Raw genomic sequence first — 22001 nt, forward strand, 5'->3', positions numbered from 1 at the left:
CGCGGCCGGGGTCCCGGCTCGGGTGAGACGTTCCGGGTGGTGACCGGTCTGGGAGCAGGGGTTTTCTCCACCGGCCGCCACTTTGAGACCCAGGGGTTCGGGCTTGAACCCACCAGACTTCCAGTGAAAGAAAAATGGGAGACCACAAAATGAAGAAGTTCCTCCTGTCCGGCGTCGTGTTCGCCGCTGGCCTCGCCTTTGCCGGTGCCGCCTCGGCCGACGTCATCATCGGCGTTGCCGGTCCGCTGACCGGCCCGAACGCCGCTTTCGGTGCCCAGCTCCAGAAGGGTGCGGAGCAGGCTGCCGCCGACATCAATGCCGCCGGTGGCATCAACGGCGAGAAGGTGGTGATCGAGCTTGGCGACGACGTGTCGGACCCCAAGCAGGGCGTTTCGGTCGCCAACAAGTTCGTCGGTGACGGCGTCAAGTTCGTGGTCGGCCACTTCAACTCGTCGGTGTCGATCCCGGCCTCGGAAGTCTACGCCGAGAACGGCATTTTGGAAGTGACGCCGGCTTCGACCAATCCCAAGTACACCGAGCGCGGCCTGTGGAACACCTTCCGCGTCTGCGGTCGTGACGACCAGCAGGGCGCCGTCGCCGGCAAGTACATCGCCGAGAAGCTGGCCGGCAAGAAGGTGGCCGTGCTGCACGACAAGACCACCTACGGCCAGGGTCTCGCCGACGAGACCAAGAAGGCGCTCAACGCCGCTGGCGTCACCGAAGCCCTCTATGAAGGCATCAACGTTGGTGACAAGGACTTCTCGGCCCTCATCTCCAAGATGAAGGAAGCCGGCGTCGAGGTCATCTACTGGGGCGGCCTGCACACCGAGGGCGGTCTGATCGCCCGTCAGTCGGCTGAAGCCGGCCTCAAGGCGACGATGATGTCGGGTGACGGCATCGCCTCCGACGAGTTCGCCGCCATCGGCGGTCCGGCCGTCGAGGGCACGCTGATGACCTTCGGCCCCGATCCGCGTGAGAATCCGGCCGCCACGGAAGCGGTGAAAAAGTTCCGCGCCGCCGGTTTTGAGCCCGAGGCCTATACGCTCTACAGCTACGCCGCCGTGCAGATCATTGCCGCTGGCGCCAAGGCGGCCGCTTCGGTCGATCCGCAGGCGGTGGCCGACAATGTCCACAAGGGCGACAAGATCCCGACCGTCATCGGCGACCTCTCCTATGACGCGAAGGGTGACCGCAAGGACGCCGACTACACCGTGTACCAGTGGTACAAGGCCGACGACGGCAAGATCACCTACAAGATGCTGAAGTAAGCCGCTTCCGGCCGCCACGGCGGCCGGGATACGCCTCTTTATCGGACGCCGCCGGAGTGATCTGGCGGCGTTTCGTTTTGGTGACCAAGCTGCTATTGCTGCTCAAGACGGGATGGATGGCAGAGGCGACGTTTGGTCATGGTAGGCATCTGGAGCGGCATCTGTCGGGCTTGTCTTCTGGGCGCGGCTTTGGTCGCCGGGGCCCTGTCTCCCGCGCGGGCCGATGTGGTGATCGGTCTTGCCGGTCCAATGGGGGGCAGCTTTGCCGACGTTGGGCGCGATATCAAAGCCGGCGTCGAGATCGCCGTGGCGGCGGCCAATGCGCGTGGCGGCATCAATGGCGAGAAAATCCGGACAGTTTCCGTCGACGATAAATGCGAGGCCGAGACCGGTGGCGCGGTGGCGAACCAGTTGATCGGCAAGGGCGCCAAGGCGGTGATCGGCCATGCCTGCACGGCGGCGGCGTTGCCGGCCGCGCGCGCCTACGCTGACGGGGGCGTGCTGTTTCTGTCGACGGCCGCCACCAATCCGCGGCTCACCGACGAGAAGATCGGCGCCGGTGTATTCCGTCTGGCCATTCGCTCCGACCGAGAAGGGCAGGCGATCGCCGACTATCTCGGTAAGCAATTCAAAGGCAAGCGTGTCGCCTTTGTCCATGATGGCAGCGTCTACGGCCAGGGACTTGTCGAGCAAGCGGCCAAGCTGTTCGCCGACGGTGGCGGCGCCGTCGCGATGACCGAAAGCTTTACGCCGGGCGAGAAGAGCCAGAACAATCTGATCGGCAAGATACAGGACGCCGCCGTCTCGGCGGTGGTGGTGGGCGCGCTGCAGGCCGACGCCGCGGTGATCGCCAGCGAGATGAGGGGGCGCGGCCTTACCGCCGCTCTAATCGGCAATGAGGCGTTGGCGCTCGCCGAATTCAAGGCGTCGGCGGGCGACGCCGCCGAGGGCACGGTCTTCTTCCTGCCCTTCGTCGACAAATCGCGACCTGAGGCGGTGAACCTCATCCTGTCGCTCGAGGAACGGCAGCTGATGCCGACCGATACGATCTTTACCGCCTATGCCGCCACCGAAGCGGTGATCGCGGCTCTCGCCAAGACCGACGATCTTGCCGGAGAGGCGGCCTTTCTGCGCAAGAGCGGTGTCGGCACCGTCCTCGGCAAGGTTACATTCGACGACAAGGGGGACTGGCGCGAGGCGACTTATGCGCCGCAGGTCTGGCGGGGAGATTCCTTCGCGCCATTGCCCTGACAAAGGCTCGCTTGCCGCGTCCATCCGCGCCTTTCGGTCGGCGGCCATGCATGGCCTCCACTAGCCTTTGCCAGCGGCAACTGGTACTGTCGATCCGACGACAAACGAGTATGCGTGCCGCTCGAGCCCCCGTGCCGGTCCTGAAAGGAACGGTTGCGGATGAAAGGTCAGTTCACCTGAAAAGGCGGACAGGCCCCTGGATCGCGGTGCGCCGGAGTGATCTCAGTGGGTGACGCGGGCGATCTAAGCGACCGCGCAGATACCACGAGAGGACGCGCCGACCCCGCCGCGAATACGGCGACGGACGGAGCGTCCGATGCCCTGTCGAAGCGGGCGGCAAGACGCCGCCGCAAACGCCGGTCCGGTTCGGGCGCGGCAGGCGACAGGGCCTCGGTGGGACATGCGCCGACATCAGGCGACAAGCAGCCGGAGCGGGGGGGTACTCCGCAGACGGCTCGTGGCGATTCGCCTCCTGTTTCCACATCCGACAAGGCAGATGCGCCGGCCGCCAAGCCGCGCGAAGAAGGCTCCCGGCGCAGGCGGCGGCGCGGCCCGGCCAAGGGTGCCCTGCGTGGCGTGCGCAAGCCCGGTCGTGAAGATGGCCGGCCGGAAGAGGGACGTGGTCGCGAGGGCGAGCGTCGCAAGGGCGGCGATCGTCACGCGGAAAGCGGCGAGGCAAGGCCCGCCGCTGGCGCCGGCAGCCACCCTCACGGCCATGCTCCGCACGGACGCGAAGGCGGCCGCCGTGGCGCACCGGTAACTGGTCCACTCTACGCAGCGCTTGATCTTGGCACCAACAACTGCCGTCTTCTGGTGGCCGAGCCGCAGGATCGCGGCTTCCGCGTCATTGACGCCTACTCTCGAATCGTAAGGCTCGGCGAAGGTATCGGTCGCACCGGCCGCCTGTCCGAGGCGGCGATGGATCGCGCTGTCGACGCGCTTGCCATCTGCCGTGGCAAGCTCGCCGACCTCAAGGTGCGCCGGATGCGGCTGATCGCCACCGAAGCCTGCCGGTTGGCGGAAAACGGTCCGCTGTTTCTCGAACGGGTGCGCCGCGAAACCGGCCTCAGCCTGGAGATCGTCAGCCGCGAAACCGAGGCACGCCTTGCCGTGGCGGGTTGCGCCACGCTGATAGATCCGCGTTCCGAAGGCGTTTTGCTGTTCGATATCGGCGGTGGCTCGTCGGAGTTGGTCTGGCTCGACCTCAGGCGGCGCGGCGAAGCGCGCGGCTTTGCGCTTACTCGCTTCATCAAGAGCTGGACATCACTGCCGGTCGGCGTCGTCACGCTCAGCGAACGGCATGGCGGCCACATAGTGACGCCGGAGATCTATCGCGACATGGTCGAGGAGGTCAGCGGTCTTCTCGAGGGATTCGATGGTATGGAGGGGGCGGCGGAGCTCGTTGCTTCCGGCGGCGCCCACATGCTGGGCACCTCCGGCACGGTGACGACGCTCGCCGGCATTCATCTCGGACTCAAGCGCTATGACCGCCGCCGCGTCGATGGCGTCTGGCTCGACGGCACCGAGGTAGATCAGATGATCGACCGCCTGATCGACATGGGTTACGAGCAGCGGGTCGCCAATCCGTGCATCGGTTCGGATCGTGCCGATCTCGTCCTGGCCGGTTGTGCCATTCTCGAAGCCATTCGCAGTAAATGGCCCTGCCAGCGCCTACGTGTCGCCGATCGCGGCCTGCGCGAGGGCATTCTGGTCGAACTCATGGCCCGCGACGGCGTCTGGCGCCGCCGGGCGCAGCCCGCAAGGACGGAAGCGCATGTCTGACAAGGGAAAATCCGGTGGAGACAAGCCGGCCGGCCCGGACAAGTCCAAAGGCAAGGGCAGGGCCGACACCGGACTCAAGGTGAAGGTGAAGACGGCTCGCGGCCGCACCGCGTCGTCGGTGCGCTGGCTGCAGCGTCAGCTCAACGATCCCTATGTGGTCAAGGCGCGCAAGGAGGGCTGGCGTTCACGCGCCGCCTTCAAGCTGATCGAGATCGACGAAAAATTTCACCTCTTGAAGCCGGGAAACCGGGTGGTCGATCTTGGCGCCGCGCCGGGCGGCTGGTGTCAGGTGGCGGCCAAGAAGACCGGGTCGACATCCGCGAACCCGCTGGTGGTCGGCATCGACTATCTGGAAATGGACGGCGTGTCCGGTGTGGCGCTGCTGCAGAAGGACTTTCTCGACGAAGACGCGCCGGCCGCGCTGATGGCAGCGCTCGGCGGCCACGCGCCGGATGTCGTGGTGTCCGACATGGCCGCGCCGACCACCGGCCATCACAAGACTGACCATCTCAGGACCACCTATCTTTGCGAGGTGGCGATCGCCTTCGCCGTCGACGTGCTTCGGCCCGGCGGCGCCTTCGTCGCCAAGGTGTTCCGTGGCGGCACCGAAAATGAACTTCTGGCGTCGCTCAAGCAGAATTTCGCTCAGGTCTTCCACTTCAAGCCGCCGTCCTCGCGCCAGGAGAGCGTCGAGATGTACGTTGTCGCCAAGGGCTTCAAGGGGCGGTCTTCGGTCGAGTCGGAGGTAGCCGAGGACGACCAGCCGTGAGGGGGGCTCGTTCCGGCAGCGGCACCAACGGCTGGGACAGGATACCCGACGCGCCGGATGAGCCCGTCCAGACGGCGCCCACCGACCCGAAGAAACTGCGCGAGAAGCTGCGCCGCTCGGGCTTTGCCTATCTCCAGCGCTATTCCGCCTCGGAGGCGCATTTCGCCGAGCTGATGGAGCAGAAGCTTCGCCGCTGGGAGACCGCGGGCTATGTGGCGCTGGGCGAGACCCGTGCCGCCGATCTCGTTGCCGAACTGACATCCGAATTCCGCGAGCTGGGCCTTCTCGACGACGCGGGATTCGCGGCGTCGCGCGTCGCCTCGGCGCGTCGGAAAGGCACTTCGCGGCTCAAGATCGCCCTTGGTCTGCGGGCGAAGGGTGTCGATGGCGAACTGGCGCGGACAGCCATCGACCAAGAGGGCACGGATGAGACGGTGGCGGCGCTGCGCTTTTGCCGGCGTCGGCGGATCGGTCCATGGCGGCGGGGGGAGCGGCCGGATCGCGACGGCCTCAATCGTGAGATCGCTACGCTGGCGCGGCAGGGTTTTGCCACTCAGCTGGCGCGCGCCGTCGTGCTACTGTCGCATGAGGAGGCCGAGGAAAAGCTCGGCCTGGTCTGAGAAACATCGTCGATGGAATGGGTGTCGGACGCGCTGCTGATCGGCCTTCGCCCGCACGGGGAAACCAGTGCGGTGATCGAAGTGATGACGCCCGATTATGGTCGCCATCTCGGTCTCGTCAAAGGTGCTCGCTCCCGGCGTCTGCAGCCGGTGCTGCAGGCTGGCAATTCGTTGCTGGTCACCTGGCGGGCACGGCTAGAGACGCACCTCGGCTTGTTTTCCGTTGAGCTATCGGAGGCCCGCGCCGCGCGGCTGATGGAGAGCGCCGCTGGTGTGTTCGGCGTGCAGATCGTCGCTGGCCATCTGAGGCTGCTGGCCGAGCGGGAGGCGCATTCCGGTCTCTACCGGGCGGCGATCTCGCTGCTCGACCATCTCGACGGCGTCCTGCAATCGGCGGCTCTGGTTGCCCGCTTCGAGATGATGTTGCTCGAAGAGCTGGGCTTCGGGCTCGATCTGTCATGCTGCGCCGCCACGGGCCGGACCGATGATCTCCGCTTCGTCAGCCCCAAGTCGGCGCGGGCGGTGTGCGGCGATGCCGGGGCGCCCTATGCCGACCGTCTCTTGAGGCTTCCGGCCTTCCTGCTGCCGGGGGCGGATCAGAGCCCCGACGCAGTCGACGTCGCGGCGGCGCTGAAGCTCACCGGTTTTTTCCTCGATCGGCATGTCGCCGGACCCAGGGCGATCGACTTGCCGCCGGCGCGAGCCCAGATGATCGGCAAGCTGGAAGCCGAGCAGCGAGCGCACCAAAGCCTCGTGCCGTAGAGCCATTCAATCTTCACGCAACGGTCACTGCCGGTTCGCCATCGCCGGCTATCACGGTCTCGTCTGCCCGGCCGGACTGTTTTGTTGGTTGCTCTTAGTAGCAGGGTTCCCGCCGGGCGGGGCATCGACATCCTATTTTCGCAGTCGTCGCTTGAACCTTTCTTCAGGAGCAAGTCATGAAAGCTCGTTTGCGCACGGAATTAGCCATCGCCGTCTTCGGCATGACGCTCGCAGCCAGCATTTTTCCCGCCAGTGCTGATAAGTTCACTATCGCCGTGGTGTCCGACACGCAGAACTACAACGACGTGACGTTGCCGCAGCCGCGCGGCGTCAACGCCCTCATCCAGCAGATGCAATATCTGGTCGACAGTAAGAAGGAGAAGAATCTCGCCTTTGTCACCTTCGTTGGCGACATCGTCCAACATGGTGATGGCCAGTTCCGCACCGGTATCATCGGCCAATATACGCTCTGGGACACGCGGACCGAATGGGACTACGCCAACCTCGCCGTGTCGGTGCTGAGCTCGTCCGATATCCCGTTTGGCATGGTGCCGGGTAACCACGACTATGACAACTATTCCTGGTACACGACCCCGAATGGTCCGGGTGCCAGCCGACCACTTCGTGGCGGCACGCTGTGGAACGCCTATTTCGGCCCGGCATCGCGCCATTTCGCCAGCAAGGCCTGGTACGGCGGCAGCAACAACAACGGCATGGACAGCTATCAGGTGTTCGAGGCCGGCGGGCGCAAGTATCTGCATCTGGGCCTGGAGATGGAGCCGACGCCAGCCGCCCTCGATTGGGCCAAGCAGGTGATCGCCGCCAACGAGGGACTGCCGACCATCGTCACCACCCACGAATGGCTCGACCCCAACTTCACCGGCGAGACTGCCCGCTCCAACGACTACAAGTCCTATTTCGACGGTGCCGCCAACCTGCCCCCGGATGACGTCTGGGAGAAGTTCATCCGCAAGACGCCGCAGATCTTCATGGTGCTGGCCGGTCACGACTGGACATCGACGGTTGCCGGCGTCTCGCAAGGCGAAAACCTGCGTGTCGATACCAACGACGCCGGCTATCCGGTCTACCAGTCGGTACAGGACTATCAGGGCAACACCATCGGGCCGGACGGAAAGCCGGATTCGGCCAATGGCGGTGCCGGCTGGCTGCGCTTCATCGAGTTCGATACCGATGCCAAGAAGCTGCACTATTACACTTACTCGACGCTGGTCGACAAATATGCCGGTCGCAACGGAGAGGCGAGCTTCGGTGTCGCGCCGAACTATTCGGACTTCACCGTGGATTTCCCGCCACAGCTTACCAAGTAAACTGTAATTGGCTGGAACTAGGCTGACTGGAAATAGACAAAAACACAGGCGGGGATATTTCATCCTCGCCTGTGTTTGTCATTCTTATGAGGGCGAGACAGTTACTCGCTAGATCTACGCTACGGCTTGAAGAAACAGCGCCTCGCGGCGCACCGAACCGTCGGCATTGCGCGGGATTTCCGACACCGAAACCAACGCGGCCGGACGGTCGAGCTTGCCGGCCTCCTCGCCATCGAGCCAGATCAGCAGCTCGGTCAGCGACGGACGCTCTCCGGCCTTTGGCACTACGGCCAAGCCGAGACGATGGCCGATTGGACCGGCCTCGATCGGAAACACGGCGGCATCCTCGACGCCGGGATGGCTGCGGAACAGCGCGTCAAGCCGTTTGGGCGACACGGTGATGCCGGCGATGCCGATGGTCTCGCCGAGTGTGCCGGCGATCACCAGTCGTCCATCGTGTTCCTCGGCGGCAAGGCCGGTGCGCAGGAAACCGTCGGAGGTGACGCCGAGCAGGGCGCTGCGACGACCAGACTGCGGCTCGGGCCAGGGCGCGTCTGGGATGGCGGCGCCACCAAGCAGCAGTTCGCCGCTCTCGGTCTTGCGGTTACGGGCGGCGGCCTTGGTCTTGATCCTCGCCTCGAACAGCACCGGGGTGGTATCGAGGCCGCCCATGCGCGCCTCCCCGGATGGCAACGCCAAGGCGCCGCCTGCGACGTCGCGCGCACGCGGGATGAGGCAGAGACCGCCGAGCGTAACAAGGTCGACCGTGCGAGCCGCCGGAGCCGGTGCGAGGCCGAGCCCACTGACCACCGCCGAAAAGGCAACGGAGCGGTCGAGACTGGCGGCGAGCGGGGCGACCATGACTTCCGGCAGTACGACGCGGTCGGCGCCGGTGCTCTCCACAGCGGCGGCGAGGCCGGCAAGCGAGGTGCCGTGATGGAAGGCGACGTGGCCGCCTGAAATCAGCGCCGAGGCAATCGAGCCGGCCACCGAGGCAAGACTGGCCGGGTGCATGGTGGAGAGAACGGTCTCGGACGCGGCAACGCCGGCCTCGATCAAATGGCCGGTGGCGATTGCCATGAGCTGGTTGTGGCTGTAGGGAACGATCAGCAGTTCGTCGTCGGGCGTCCGCGCCATGGAGAGCAGGGCGATATGATCGGCCGCCGCGCCGCGCCGCACCACCTCAGGGGGCTCGCCCAGCGCCTCGACATCGGCGAGCACTTCGGAAAGATCGATCAGGCCGTCTGGCTGGCCGTCGCCGACGGCAAAGACGAAGCGGATGGCGAAGGTATCGGCGGCGACGTCGCGCACCAGTTCGCCCGACGGCTCGTCCTCGATCTCGGAGGCGGTGACCATGGCCTTGATCGACGCCGATTCGATGGCCGCCTCGATTTCCGACTTGGTCCAGTAAATGGGGAGCGGCGCCACAACGAGGCCGGCTTTCAGCGCAGCGAACAGGATGATGGCGGCGTCGGCGCAGGGTGGCAGGTGGATGCCGAGCACCATGTCCGGCCGAAGGCCGACGGCGGCGAAGAAGGCGGCGAGGCCATTGACGCGCTTTTCAGCGTCGGCGAAGCCGTAGCGGGCGGAGAGGCCTGGCACGGCGCCAACGCCGACATCCTCGAAGGCGATCGTCTCGGGCGCGACAGCGGCGGAGCGATGCAGCAAATCGCAGAGCGTGACGTTGTTCCACGCGCCGGATGCGACGTAGGCTTCGGTTCGTTGTTCGGACGTCAGGATCATCGCTCGTTTCCCTGTTGGCCCCGGATTTCAGGACTTTTGGGCGTTAGGACTTGACGTCCGCCCACCAGGCGGACGGTTGAATGCCGGTTAGCGCCGTCGCGTCCGGCCGGTGGATGCGTGTCCAGCGAGCGACCAGATCTTCGGGCAGGTGGAATAGCGGGACGCAGTAGAGACCGGAGATCAACACGCGGTCGAGCGCACGCACGGCGGTTTCGAACTCCGTCTGTCCGGTGGCGGCGAGCAACGCGTCGATCATGGCATCGATGGCTGGGCTCGATGCGCCGGCATAGTTGAAGGTGCCCTCGGTGACCGCCGCCTTCTGCGACCAGCGATTCACCTGTTCGTTGCCGGGCGACAGCGACGCCATCCAGAGCATTTGCAGCATGTCGAAGTCGAAGCTTTTCTGGCGGTCGTAATATTGCGTCGAGTCGACGAGCCGCACCGACATGTCGATGCCAATCAGCTTGAGCGTCGCCTGATAGGAGAGGGCGAGGCGCTCCTCGTCGGGCACTTTGGCCATGAACTCGAAGGCAAAGGGCTTACCGTTCGCATCGACCAACTGACGACCGTCGAGTTTCCAGCCAACCTGTCCGAGGAGGTCGAGGGCCGCACGTAGCGCCTTGCGGTCGCGGCCCGAACCGTCGCTGACCGGCGGCGCATAGGTGCCGGCCATGACGTCCGGCCTCACCTGGTCCTCAAACGGGGCGAGCAAGGCCTTTTCGGCGTCGGAAGCGGCAACACCGATCGCCGACAGGCTGGATCCCTCGAAATAGGAACCGCTGCGGGCGTAGGCGCCATAGTAGAGCGTGCGATTGATGGCTTCGAAGTCGAACAGCAACGTCAGCGCCTCGCGGACACGGGCGTCCTTGAAGAACTCTCGCCGCGTGTTGAAGACGAACCCGGTCATGCCCTTGGGCGAACCGTTCCGAACCTTCTCCATGACGACACGGCCGTCCTTGACCGCCGGGAAGTCGTAGGCCTTGGCCCAGTGGCCGGGATCGTTGTCGATGTTGACGTCGAAGGCGCCGGACTTGAAGGCCTCGAAATAGGCGGTGCTGTCCTTGAAATACTCGATGCGGATCTCGTCGAAATTGTCGAGGCCGCGCTTAATGGGCAATTCCCTAGCCCAATAGCTCGGGTTGCGCTTCAGCACTACCTGCCGGCCCTCGTCGACGCTGGCCACTTGATAGGGGCCGGAGCCCATCATCGGTTTCATCGAAGATTGATCGAAGGTATCGGGGTCCACCGCGTGCCGGGGCAGGATGGGCGTGTAGCCGCCGATCAGGAGTGGCAGCTCGCGGTCGGCACCGTCGGCAAAGGAAAAGCGCAAGGTGCGCTCACCGACGCGATCGACCGACACCACCTTGTCGAATCGACGCTTGTAGACCGGCCGTCCCTTGTTCTTCAAAAGATCGACGGTGAACAGCACGTCATCGACCGTCACCGGCTGGCCGTCGGCAAAAGTAGCGCCGGCATTGAGCGTGAATTCGGCCCAGCCGCGGTCGGCCGGCATCTCGACGCCCTCGGCGAGAAGGCCGTAGAGCGCGAAGGCTTCATCGGCGGTGCGATAGAGAAGGGTGTCCCAGACGTTGTTGCCGTAAAGCGCGTCGGAAAGGCCGCGCGGCGCGTTGCCCTTGACGATGAAGGGATTGAGGCTGTCGAACGAGCCGGGAAAGCCAAGCGCAAACGTGCCACCTTTGGGAGCGGCGGGATCGGCATAGGGAAGATGGTCGAAGTCGGCGGGCAGGGCGGGCTCGCCATGCATGGCAATACCGTGCACCGATGCTGCTCGGGCCGGTAGTGACATAAGAAGGCCGGCGCCGACGGTACCAAGACAAAAAACGCGGCGAGTCATGACGCCAGACATACAAACGGGCTCCGTGTGGAAGCGAATCTTTCCCAGAGGTTAACACGTCCTTCCGCCGAGACCGATGATTTTTGGCGCAAATGGCACTTGGTCCACCGCCGAACCGCATGAACGGACGACGATTTTCCCTCTATTGCCGCCGAGCCACCGTGTTGCCTAAATTTGCGGTCATCGGGTTCTGCGACTTCCGAATGGGGGGTGGGGTGAGCCCCGCGTGCCGCAGGGCGGAGAAAAGTCACTTTCGGCAGGCTTCCTCGGGTTCGGATTGCGCGAAGCGCTGTTGACAAGTCGATCGAAATCAGACGATCGGTAGCGCCACAGATGTGTGCCTCCGGATCGACGCATGCAAAGGATTGGGCGAATGGCAACAGTTTTTTCTTTTAGAACTCTGGGTTGCGTTGCGGCGCTGCTCTTGTCGGCGACGGCGGCCCTGGCTCAGGACAAGCCTACCGCCGCGCCCGCGGCTGCCGCCGCCGGTGCTGCCACCGATGCCGGTGCGGACAACCCCTGGAACAAGCTCTGCGGCGAAGACGCCCGTACCAAGAAGCAGGTCTGCTTCACGGTTCGCGAGCTCCGGACCGACAGTGGCCAGTTCTTGGCCTCGGCCGGCATACGTGAGGTGGACGGCGAGACGCGCAAGATCCTTCTGGTGCAGACGCCGGTCGCCATGCTGATCCAGCCGGGCATCCGCGTGCAGGTCGATCAGAACACCCAGGTGCCGGGCAAGTTCACCATCTGCATGCCCAATGCCTGCTTCGCCGAGATCCCGATCACCGACGATTTCACCGCGTCGATGAAGAAGGGCAAGGACCTGATCATCACCACGCAGAACCAGCAGGCGAAGGCGTTGAACTTCCCGATCTCGCTCGGTGGTTTCACCTCCTCCTACGAAGGCCCGGCGATCGACACGGCTGCTCTCCAGCGCCAGCGCGATCAGCTCGCCACCGAGGTGCAGCGTAAGGCCAAGGAAGCTCAGCAGAAGCTGCTGGACGCGCAGAACGCCGCCTCCGGTAACGCCACCAAGCCCTGAGCCAACCGATAGTCTGCAAGCAAATTAAGCCCGGCGGGGGATTTCCCGGCCGGGCTTTTTTGTTGGCGTTTGGCCGCCCTATTCAGCCGATGCGAAGGGCCTGCCGGACACCCGCCGCGTAGGCCGGATCGATCCTTTCGAAATGGCTGAGCTGGCGTTCGACGATCTCAAGCGGCACGCCAGCCATGGCGGCGGCGATGTTGTGGAAGAGCCGCTGCCTCTGACCATCGTCGAACAGGCGGAACAGCGCGGCGGCCTGCGAATAATCGTCATTGCCCTCGCGGTGGTCGTAGCGGTCGGCATCGCCGGAGATCCTGAGCGGTGGCTCGCGGAATTCCGGTGCCTGACGCGGGCCACCGAAGCTGTTGGGCTCGTAATAGGCGTCCGGATTGGGCTTGTTGGGCATAAAGTTCATGGCGCCGTCCTTGTGATAGTGATGGATGGGGCATTTCGGCGCATTGACGGGCAGCGCCTCATAATGAGTGCCGAGCCGGTAACGATGGGCATCGGCATAGGAGAAGATGCGGGCCTGCAACATCTTGTCGGGCGAGAAGCCGACGCCGGGCACGATATTGGACGGCGAGAAGGCGGCCTGCTCGATTTCGGCGAAATAGTTGTCGGCGTTGCGGTTGAGTTCGAAGGTGCCGACCTCGATCAACGGATAGTCGGCATGTGGCCAGACCTTGGTGAGGTCGAACGGATTATAGGACGTCTTCTCCGCGTCCAATTCCGGCATGATCTGAACCAAGAACTTCCAGCGCGGATAGTCGCCGGCCTCGATGGCGCCGAACAGGTCTTCCTGAGTCGATTCGCGGGTACGGCCGACCAACTCCGCCGCCTCGGCATTGGTGTAATGGCGGTGGCCCTGCAGCGTCTTGAAATGGAATTTCACCCAGAATCGCTCGCCGGCCTCGTTGATGAACGAATAGGTGTGCGAGCCGAAGCCGTCGATGTGACGAACGTCGGTCGGCAGGCCCCGATCGGAGAACAGGATGGTGACCTGGTGGAGGCTTTCGGGCGACAGCGACCAGAAATCCCACATGGCAGTGGGCGAACGGAGGTTGGTGCGCGGATGCCGCTTCTGGGTGTGGATGAAATCGGGGAACTTCAGCGGATCGCGGACGAAGAACACCGGCGTGTTGTTGCCGACGACATCCCAGTTGCCTTCCTCGGTGTAGAACTTCAGGGCAAAGCCGCGTACGTCGCGCTCGGCGTCGGCGGCGCCGAGTTCACCGGCCACGGTCGAAAAGCGCAGCAGCAGCGGCGTCTTCTTGCCGACCTCGGAGAACAGGCGGGCGCGGGTGTAGCGGGTGATGTCGTGGGTGACCGTCAGTTCGCCGAAAGCGCCCCAGCCCTTGGCGTGGACGACACGCTCGGGAATGCGCTCGCGGTTCTGGTGGGCCAGTTTCTCGATGAGTTGCCAGTCCTGCATCAGCACCGGGCCACGTGGGCCGGCGGTGAGCGAATTCTGGTTGTCGGAGATGGGCGAGCCGGCGGTGGTCGTCTGGATCGGTCTGTCAGTCATGGCGGGGCTTTCTGTTGTGGGGCGATGGTGTCAAAACGAGGATCTGGCCTTGCTGACATCGACATGACGGCATTTTCTGGAATCATTCCAATTGCTTTGTCCGGGTGGGCTGATAGGATTTCCTTATGAAGATCACCCTGCGTCAGTTGCGTTATCTCGATGCGCTCGCCGCTGAGGGCCACTTCGGCCGGGCTGCCGATCGGGTATCGGTCAGCCAGCCGGCATTGTCGGCTCAGATTCGAGAACTCGAGGCGGCGCTTGGTTGCCAGTTGGTCGAGCGCATATCCACGGGCGCCCGGTTGACGGCCACTGGCCAAGAGATCGTCAGGCGTGGCCGTCGCATTCTGGCCGAGGCGGGAGACCTCGAGACCTATGCCCGCGCCGCCGCCGATCCGACGGCCGGCGCGCTGCGACTCGGCATCATTCCGTCGATTGGCCCCTATCTGTTGCCGAAGCTGCTGTTGGCCCTTGCCGAGAGCTTTCCGGCGCTGAAGGTCGGTGTGCGAGAGACCGTCACGGCTACCCTGGTGGGCGAATTGCAGGATGGCGGGCTCGATCTCATCATCGCCAGCCTGCCGCTGGGCGATCCGTCCTTTGTGGAAAGGCCGGTGTTCACCGACGCGTTCCTGCTGGCGACGCCCGCGGCGGGGCCGTTGTCGCTCGGCGCCTTCGACAAGGCGGCCGACATTCCCACCGAAGCGCTGCTGTTGCTCGAAGACGGCCATTGCCTGCGCGACCAGACGCTCGCCTCCTGTGGCGCCCTGGACGCCCGGCGATTGACGCGGGCTGGCGTCACCTCGCTGGCCACCATTCTGCAACTGGTGGCGGCCGGGCAGGGAATCACGCTTCTGCCGGAACTTTTTCTGGCGGCGACGCCGCTCGATGCCGGTCGCGTGCGCCTCCGTCGGTTCTCCGAGCCGGAACCGCACCGCAACATTGGTCTTGCCTGGCGTCGCAGCAGTCCACTCTCTCCCCTCTGCGAACGCATCGCCGACCTGACGGCCGAGCTGAAGCCGGCGTCCGACGCCATTCCGGCGTGAAGCCCGCCTTGTCATAATAGCGAGGGGAAGGGGCAGAGCCGCATGCCCTGACACGAAAGTCGACTTGCCATCGGTTTTCGAGGCTTTGCCGCGCTTGCTCCATGGTCATCCCACGGCTATAAGCCGGCCTGACCAGAGATCCGGCGGCGACCGGACCCGGCCTTGCCGCCAACCATAAAAGGGGCAGATTTCAATGGCGATCGAACGTACCTTCTCGATGATCAAGCCCGACGCAACCCGTCGCAACCTCACCGGTGCCATCACCGCCAAGCTCGAGGCGGCCGGCCTGCGGGTCATCGCCGCCAAGCGCGTGTGGATGAGCCGCAAGCAGGCTGAGGGCTTTTATGCCGTCCATAAGGGCAAGCCTTTCTACGATGAGCTCGTCGACTTCATGTCGTCGGCGCCGACCGTGGTGCAGGTGCTCGAGGGCGAGAATGCCATCGCCAAGAATCGCGAAGTGATGGGCGCCACCAACCCAGAGAAGGCCGCCGCTGGCACCATCCGCAAGGAGTTTGCGCTGTCGATGGGCGAGAACTCGGTGCATGGCTCCGACGCGCCGGAAACGGCCGCTCAGGAAATCGCCTACTGGTTCTCCGAGACCGAAATCGTCGGCTGACGCTTTCCTACCTATCTAAGAACAAAAGGGCGCCTTTAGCGGGGCGCCCTTTTTTAATCTGGGCCATGGTTCAGAAAGCATTGCCGTCATAAACCAAATTTTCTCTATTCCATGGCAAGCCTCAAGTCTGGAAGGGGAGATAAGACGTTCTAGGAAGTTGTTGTCTCAGGGTTTTTCGCTTCATGATTGATCCGTTGGATCACGGTACCTATGTGCGTCTCGATGCTTTGCGCGTTGGCGTCGTCGACGACAGCGCCTATTTCCGCAAACTTGCGGAAACGATGCTGACTGCCTTCGGCGTACGCGTCATTTTGCAGGCCGCGACTGAGGCGGAGGCTCTCAGCATGGTCATGACGCAGTCGCCGGACGTGCTTCTTCTCGACTGGAATCTCGGAACCGCAGGCAACGGAGCTGCGCTGCTCGATCTTTTGCGCCGCCATCCCGACGCACGGGTGTCGACCCTCGCCGTGGTCATGGTAACAGCCTATGCCGACAAGCGCCGCATGCTGATGGCGGTGAAACTCGGCGCCAACGACGTTCTCGTCAAGCCGCTGTCGGCGCGACGCCTCTATGATAGGCTGGCCGAACTGTCGTCAGTGCGGCAACTCTATGCGCGCCAAGGCAATCGGCTGATACCGGCTGTGCCGCCGGCGAAGGTCATTCACGATGGCCCGAGCGAACTTATTCGCGTGCGTTCACATTTTCTGAACAAGCCGACCCGCTGATCTTGATTGCCGTGGGGCCGGCTTTCTGGCTAAATCACGGGCATCATGACAAAATCTTTCCGCACCCTGAAGCTCGCTCTCGCCCAGGCCAACCCGGTCATGGGCGATATTTCCGGCAACCTCGACAAGGCGCGGCAGGCGCGCGCCGAGGCGGCTCGGCTCGGCGCCGATATTGTCGTGCTGCCTGAGCTCTACCTTATCGGCTATACGCCCGAGGATCTGGTGCTGAAGCCGGCGGTGCAGCGCGATTGTCGCCGGGCGATCGAACAATTCGCGGCCGAGACCTCCGACGGTGGGCCTGCCGTGCTGATTGGTACGCCATGGGTGGGCGAGACCGGTGCGTTGCACAACGCCATCGCTCTTCTCGATGGCGGTGCCATCGCGGCTCTGCGCTACAAGGCCGACCTGCCCAACTATTCGGTGTTCGACGAGAAGCGTGTGTTCGTGCCCGGGCCACTGCCGGTTCCTGTGGTTTTCCGGGGCATCCGTCTCGGTCTGCCGGTGTGCGAGGACATCTGGAAGCCGGAAGTCGTCGAGCATTTGTCGGAGACGGGCGCCGAGCTGCTGATCGTCATCAATGGCTCGCCTTATCGCTGGACCGTTCTCGGCGAGCGGCTTGATAGTGCCAATGCGCGTGTCGTCGAAAGCGGCCTGCCCATGGTTTACCTCAATACCGTTGGCGGCCAGGATGACTTGGTGTTCGACGGCGCCAGCTTCGGCCTCAACCCGGACCGCGAGTTGGCTTGCCGCTTGCCAGCCTTCCGCGAAGCGATGGTGCTTGTCACGCTTGCCGAAGGCGAGGATGGCTGGCGGATCGTACCGGGGGAGGTCGCGCCCTATCCGGAGGTTCACGCCGCCAACTGGCTCGCCTGCGTCGTCGGCCTTCGCGATTATGTCGAGAAGAACCGCTTCCCCGGTGTGGTGCTCGGCCTGTCCGGTGGTATCGATTCGGCGGTGGTGGCGGCGATGGCCGTGGACGCCTTCGGGGCGGACAAGGTGCGCTGCCTGATGCTGCCCTATCGCTACACATCGGCGGACAGCCTTGAGGACGCGGCGCAATGCGCCGCCTTGCTCGGCGTTCATTACGATGTCGTTGCCATTGCCGATCCGGTCGAGGGCTTCCTCAAGTCGCTCGGGCCGCTGTTCGAGGGGACGAAGTCGGATACCACCGAGGAGAATCTCCAGTCGCGTGCCCGTGGTACCATCCTGATGGCCGTATCCAACAAGTTCGGATCGATGGTTCTGACCACCGGCAACAAGAGCGAGATGTCGGTCGGCTACTGCACGCTCTACGGCGACATGAACGGTGGCTTCAATCCGATCAAGGACCTCTACAAGATGCAGGTCTACGCGCTGGCCGAATGGCGCAACGCCCATCGGCCGGATGGCCTCAAGGGACCGGCCGGCGAGGTGATTCCCAACCGCATCATCACCAAGGCGCCGACCGCCGAGCTGCGCGAGAACCAGACCGATCAGGACAGCCTGCCGCCTTACCCGGTGCTCGACGGCATCCTGAATGGTCTCGTCGAGGAAGAAAAGACGGTGGCCGAATTGATCGCCGCCGGTTTCGAAGAGGCGACGGTGCGCCGCATTGAGCACCTGCTCTATATCGCCGAATACAAGCGTCGGCAGGCAGCACCCGGCGTCAAGATCACCACCAAGAACTTCGGTCGCGATCGCCGCTATCCGATCACCAACCGGTTCCGAGATAGGGGCTAAAGCATTTTCGAGCGAAGTGGGTGCCGGTTCGCGTGAAGAAAATGCGTTAATTCAATAAGCTAGACCGATTCCGTGAACACGGAAACGGTCTAGATCCGCAGTTCGCCGGACTATCCTCCGCTACGACCAAAGTCGAACATCGCTTCGCCGCCAACCTCGGCGGCGGAGGGATGCCATGCCGTTCGATCTGCTCGCCGTCGTCCGTGCCATCCATGTGCTGGTCGTCACCTTCTGGATCGGCGGGATATTCTTCATCACCTTCATTCTGCATCCGGCGATCATCCGCGCCGCGCCTCCGGAGGGGCGGCATAAGCTGTTCAAGGCGATGCATCACCCCTTCGGCAAGCTGACGCGCTGGTCGATCGTGCTGGTGGGGCTCACCGGCCTCTACCTGCTGCACGAGATGGACATGTGGGAACGGTTCCTCGATCCGCATTCCTGGTACCTGCACCTGATGGTGCTGGTGTGGGGATTCGAGGCGTTCATGCGTTTTGTCTACGGGCCGTTGCACATGCATCCACGCAACGATCAGTGGGCTGAAACCAAGCCCGACGCGGTGTTCGCCGGCATGGTGCAGCGGCAGCGCTTTATTGGCCTTGTCTCAATACCAGCTATCCTCGCCGCGGTGATGGGCGCGCACGGTTACTTGCCGTTTTGAGATCGGGTGACCGAGCCTATTTGTACGGCGGAATGGGGATGGCCCGATAAGCGGCGCGCAGTGCCGCGCTCCAGCGTTCGCGCAGGTCGTGGAAATAGGGTTCGCCCGGCTCGATGCGATGCAGGACGTCGTGGGCGATGGCGTCGCGCTTGACGGTCACCAGATCGATCGGCATGCCGACGCCAAGGTTGGAGCGCATGGTCGAATCCATCGAGATCAGACCGAGCTTGAGCGCCTCGACGAGGTCGGAGGCAAAGGTGATGGCGCGGTCGAGAACCGGCTTGCCATATTTGTGCTCGCCGATTTGCAGGAAAGGCGTGTCTTCGGTCGCTTCGATGAAATTGCCCTGGCGGTAGACCATGAACAGGCGAAGACGCCCCTTGGCCACCTGACCGCCGACCAGCATGGTCACCTCGAAGCCGGCGTTGGACTGCTCCAGCGCTTCGCCGTCGATGCGATAGACCTCACGCACGGCGCGGCCGACCAACTGGGCTGTCTTGAACATCGACGGCGTCGTCCAGATGGTTTCCGTCTGGCCCGTTTCCTTGTTCTCGATACCTTCGTTCAGGAAGGACAGCACGGCTTGGGTGATGGCGAGATTGCCGGCGGTGGCCACCGCGATCATGCGGTCGCCCGGCTTTTCGAAGATGTGCAGCTTCTTGTACTGGGAAACATTGTCGAGACCGGCGTTGGTGCGCGTGTCCGCGATCATCGTCAGGCCTTCCTTGACGAGGATGCCAACGCAATAGGTCATCTTTATCTCCCGAGCGCCCAGAATTCCGTTCTGTTTAGAGCATCGGTTTGCGATTCCAAAGCGCCATTTGAGCACGGCTGCCGGTGCGCTGGGGCGGGTCGCAACAGGTGAAAGAAAAGGCCGGATACCCTTATGGATATCCGGCCTGAAGTATGCGATCGCCCGCACGGACAACGCGGGAACCGATCGTTTTGGCGGAAACCGCCGAAGCACCACCGTCGCAGGTCGGAGTGACTGATCCGCGGCGACGAAGACAACGGACGCCGCGCGACCAGCGACCGTCACCCCTTGAACAACCAAGCAAAGCCCGGAGACGATGACAAACCATCCAGAAGCGCTTCGGCGGCAGCAATTCGCGTCCGCGTTTCCTTGTTGCAAATGATTATCATTTCTAACTCCCGACGACCTGCCGGACAATCCGGGAAACTGCGGGGGAGGGCGAATTTTCGCGGCTTATCATCGGCAAACGGAAAACGGGCGCGGCACCCTTGAGATGCCGCGCCCGCTTCAAATCGCGTTGGTCAACCGATCTCAGCCGTAATAGGCCGCCGTATAGAGAGCCTTGACGTCGTTCACCGAGGGCGTGCCGGGGTTGGTCAACGTGCAGGGGTCGGCGAAGGCGTTCTCGCTCATGCGGTTCAGCACTTTCTTGAACTTGCCTTCGTCGAAGTCGACCTCGTCGCAGTCCTTGAAGGTGGAGGGGATGGCCAGCCGCTTGTTGAGCTTGCGGATCGCCTCGGCCAGGTCATCGATGCCGAGGACGTGCTCCACGTAGGCATACTTGTCGGTGAACTGCCGGTTGAAGTCGATGATGTAGGGCAGCATGATCGCGTTGGCGAGGCCGTGGGTGACGCCGAACTCGCCGCCGATCTTGTGGGCCATGGAGTGCACCAGGCCGAGCGAGGCGTTGGTGAAGGCCATGCCGGCCAGCGCCGAGGCGTTGTGCATGTTGAAGCGGGCCATCTTGTCGCCCGGCGTCGTGTAGGCCTTGTCGAGGTTCTCCAGCACCAGCCTGATCGCTTCCACCGCGTAGGGGTCGGTAAACGAGGTGGCGGCGATCGAGGCGACCGCCTCGACGGCGTGGCACATGACGTCCATGCCGGTGTTGGCGGTGATGGTGGGCGGCATCACCATCGGCAGGGCAGGGTCGAGAATGGCGATATCCGGCACCATGTCGGCGGCGACGATCGGATACTTGATGTGGTTCTTGGTATCGGTGATCACCGAGAAGGCGGTGATCTCGGAGGCCGTGCCGGACGTCGAGGGAATGGCGACGAAGCGGGCCTTGGTGCGGAGCGGCGGCATCGAGCCGACCGGAATGATGTCTTCGAAGGTCAGGTTGGGATGCTCATAGAAGCACCACATCACCTTGGCGGCGTCGATCGCCGAGCCGCCGCCGATGGCGACGATCCAGTCGGGCTCGAAGTCCTGCATCGCCTTGGCGCCGCGCCAGACGGTCTCCACCGATGGGTTCGGCTCGACGCCGTCGATGACGATGGAGTCGATGCCGCCCTTCTTCAGGATGGCAATCGCCTGATCAAGGAAGCCGAAGCGCTTCATCGAGCTGCCGCCGGTGACCAGCGCTGCCTTCTTGCCCTTGAGGTCGGCCAGCTTGGAGAGCGATCCCTCTCCATAGATGATGGTGCGGGGGATGGAGAAGTTCATCACGGTCATCTCTGTCTCCTTGTCGGAACGAGGGAGGGCTCGTCCGGACATGGCAGTCCGTTCCATCTCCTTGGCGGAGGCGGTGACAGGCGGGCTCTCGATGGCGAATTCTGGTGTGGTGTCAGTTGGTTGACCGACGCCGGAAAATTTATTTCCTGATGTCTAGATCAGACTTTCGGCTTGGAAACACAAGCCATCTAAAAACGTTTAAGTCCTTGGAGGAGCGATATAAACGGTTTACTTGCCAACCGGTGTCATCTTGCCAGACGCGTGAAGATGCGATGCCAGCGGGGCGCGGGCGTTCATAAGAAGGGCCGGAGAAAGTTCTCCCAGATCAAAGAAAACTGAGAAACTGAAGCACAGCGGTGGCATTCCCACCTAGCAAAAGACCGAGCCAGCAAGAGCCAACCCGGTCGCATTTGGTGATCAAGATTGCTTTACATATGAAGTTATTTTGCGCGGATCCGCACGGTCGGAAACCGCATTTTTGCGTAAGGTTTATGATTCAAATGAATCAACCACATAGGTGATATTTTCACCGAACAACGCAGCGCTGCCCATCCTTAACTGCCCTCATTTTCGATTCTTCAGGCTCTTCCGCTTGCCGCTCACGTTGGCATGGCGACGGTATCTTTCTTTCGGGAGGGCGAGCGCGGTCCTGCAGGGGCTTGGTGCGGACGGCGGGGCTCGAACCCGCATGACCTAAGCCGAGGGATTTTAAGTCCCTTGCGTCTACCAGTTTCGCCACGTCCGCGTTGAGTCTGGCTTTATATGTTTCGCAAAATCGCGGCAAGCCACGCGCCCAAAACTTGTGATCGGCTTGCGGCCAAGGCGGCCTATTGGACGATCTAGGCAACAGCCCATCGTTTCCGAACTGAA

General features: G+C 63.3%; 18 protein-coding genes and 1 tRNA gene. 13 read left to right on the top strand and 6 right to left on the bottom strand.

What is annotated here, in order from left to right; translation table 11 throughout:
* Nucleotides 1–149: 149 nt before the first annotated feature.
* The 7 genes from AB6N07_RS13065 to AB6N07_RS13095 all read left to right on the top strand — a co-directional run bounded on the left by AB6N07_RS13065 (nucleotide 150) and on the right by AB6N07_RS13095 (nucleotide 7780).
* Nucleotides 150–1268, top strand: coding sequence for a branched-chain amino acid ABC transporter substrate-binding protein (locus AB6N07_RS13065; RefSeq protein ID WP_370673528.1), 1119 nt, complete (start codon nucleotides 150–152; stop codon nucleotides 1266–1268).
* Between the two features lie 138 nt (nucleotides 1269–1406).
* Complete coding sequence (locus AB6N07_RS13070; RefSeq protein WP_370673529.1) at nucleotides 1407–2519, top strand: branched-chain amino acid ABC transporter substrate-binding protein; 1113 nt, start codon at nucleotides 1407–1409, stop codon at nucleotides 2517–2519.
* Nucleotides 2520–2912: 393 nt separating this feature from the next.
* Nucleotides 2913–4301 carry a Ppx/GppA phosphatase family protein gene (locus AB6N07_RS13075; protein ID WP_370673530.1) on the top strand — a complete coding sequence of 463 codons (1389 nt, stop codon included), beginning with the start codon at nucleotides 2913–2915 and terminating at the stop codon, nucleotides 4299–4301.
* Nucleotides 4294–5070, top strand: coding sequence for an RlmE family RNA methyltransferase (locus AB6N07_RS13080; protein WP_370673531.1), 777 nt, complete (start codon nucleotides 4294–4296; stop codon nucleotides 5068–5070). The genes AB6N07_RS13075 and AB6N07_RS13080 overlap by 8 nt, the downstream gene beginning before the upstream one ends.
* Nucleotides 5067–5690: a regulatory protein RecX gene (locus tag AB6N07_RS13085; RefSeq protein ID WP_370673532.1), complete on the top strand. Its 624-nt coding sequence runs from the start codon at nucleotides 5067–5069 to the stop codon at nucleotides 5688–5690. The genes AB6N07_RS13080 and AB6N07_RS13085 overlap by 4 nt, the downstream gene beginning before the upstream one ends.
* Before the next feature lie 12 nt (nucleotides 5691–5702).
* Entirely contained in the window at nucleotides 5703–6452 is a 750-nt protein-coding gene (gene recO / locus AB6N07_RS13090) for a DNA repair protein RecO (protein ID WP_370673533.1), read from the top strand.
* 176 nt (nucleotides 6453–6628) lie between these two features.
* Nucleotides 6629–7780: a metallophosphoesterase gene (locus AB6N07_RS13095; protein ID WP_370673534.1), complete on the top strand. Its 1152-nt coding sequence runs from the start codon at nucleotides 6629–6631 to the stop codon at nucleotides 7778–7780.
* 114 nt (nucleotides 7781–7894) lie between these two features.
* On the opposite strand, the gene AB6N07_RS13100 is transcribed toward AB6N07_RS13095, so the two are convergent.
* Together AB6N07_RS13100 and AB6N07_RS13105 are read right to left on the bottom strand one after the other, a co-directional pair.
* Nucleotides 7895–9523: an AMP-binding protein gene (locus AB6N07_RS13100; protein WP_370673535.1), complete on the bottom strand. Its 1629-nt coding sequence runs from the start codon at nucleotides 9521–9523 to the stop codon at nucleotides 7895–7897.
* Between the two features lie 43 nt (nucleotides 9524–9566).
* A complete protein-coding gene (locus AB6N07_RS13105; RefSeq protein ID WP_370673536.1) occupies nucleotides 9567–11390 on the bottom strand; it encodes an extracellular solute-binding protein in 1824 nt (607 codons plus the stop codon).
* Between the two features lie 361 nt (nucleotides 11391–11751).
* Here AB6N07_RS13105 and AB6N07_RS13110 point away from each other — a divergent pair, with 361 nt between their 5' ends.
* Complete coding sequence (locus tag AB6N07_RS13110) at nucleotides 11752–12420, top strand: invasion associated locus B family protein (protein ID WP_370673537.1); 669 nt, start codon at nucleotides 11752–11754, stop codon at nucleotides 12418–12420.
* Nucleotides 12421–12502: 82 nt separating this feature from the next.
* On the opposite strand, the gene AB6N07_RS13115 is transcribed toward AB6N07_RS13110, so the two are convergent.
* Entirely contained in the window at nucleotides 12503–13945 is a 1443-nt protein-coding gene (locus AB6N07_RS13115) for a catalase (RefSeq protein ID WP_370673538.1), read from the bottom strand.
* Between the two features lie 125 nt (nucleotides 13946–14070).
* On the opposite strand from AB6N07_RS13115, the gene AB6N07_RS13120 reads away from it, so the two are divergent.
* The 5 genes from AB6N07_RS13120 (at nucleotide 14071) to AB6N07_RS13140 (ending at nucleotide 18703) form a co-directional block, all read left to right on the top strand.
* Nucleotides 14071–14985, top strand: a complete 915-nt coding sequence (locus AB6N07_RS13120) for a hydrogen peroxide-inducible genes activator (protein ID WP_370673539.1) — start codon at nucleotides 14071–14073, stop codon at nucleotides 14983–14985.
* Nucleotides 14986–15178: 193 nt separating this feature from the next.
* Entirely contained in the window at nucleotides 15179–15601 is a 423-nt protein-coding gene (gene ndk, locus AB6N07_RS13125) for a nucleoside-diphosphate kinase (RefSeq protein ID WP_370673540.1), read from the top strand.
* A 182-nt stretch (nucleotides 15602–15783) separates the two neighbouring features.
* On the top strand, nucleotides 15784–16326 hold the full coding sequence (locus AB6N07_RS13130) for a response regulator (RefSeq protein WP_370673541.1): 543 nt from the start codon (nucleotides 15784–15786) through the stop codon (nucleotides 16324–16326).
* A 45-nt stretch (nucleotides 16327–16371) separates the two neighbouring features.
* Nucleotides 16372–18045 carry an NAD+ synthase gene (locus AB6N07_RS13135; protein WP_370673542.1) on the top strand — a complete coding sequence of 558 codons (1674 nt, stop codon included), beginning with the start codon at nucleotides 16372–16374 and terminating at the stop codon, nucleotides 18043–18045.
* Nucleotides 18046–18220: 175 nt separating this feature from the next.
* Nucleotides 18221–18703, top strand: coding sequence for a DUF4149 domain-containing protein (locus tag AB6N07_RS13140; protein ID WP_370673543.1), 483 nt, complete (start codon nucleotides 18221–18223; stop codon nucleotides 18701–18703).
* Between the two features lie 16 nt (nucleotides 18704–18719).
* Here the strand turns inward: AB6N07_RS13140 and AB6N07_RS13145 are convergent, their stop codons facing one another.
* From AB6N07_RS13145 to AB6N07_RS13155, 3 genes are all read right to left on the bottom strand, one after another.
* A complete protein-coding gene (locus tag AB6N07_RS13145; protein WP_370673544.1) occupies nucleotides 18720–19457 on the bottom strand; it encodes a peptidase in 738 nt (245 codons plus the stop codon).
* A 531-nt stretch (nucleotides 19458–19988) separates the two neighbouring features.
* Entirely contained in the window at nucleotides 19989–21131 is a 1143-nt protein-coding gene (locus AB6N07_RS13150; protein WP_370673545.1) for an iron-containing alcohol dehydrogenase, read from the bottom strand.
* A 660-nt stretch (nucleotides 21132–21791) separates the two neighbouring features.
* A tRNA-Leu gene (locus tag AB6N07_RS13155) sits at nucleotides 21792–21876 on the bottom strand.
* Nucleotides 21877–22001: the final 125 nt, after the last annotated feature.

This window comes from Pleomorphomonas sp. PLEO (assembly GCF_041320595.1).
Lineage (GTDB): Bacteria > Pseudomonadota > Alphaproteobacteria > Rhizobiales > Pleomorphomonadaceae > Pleomorphomonas.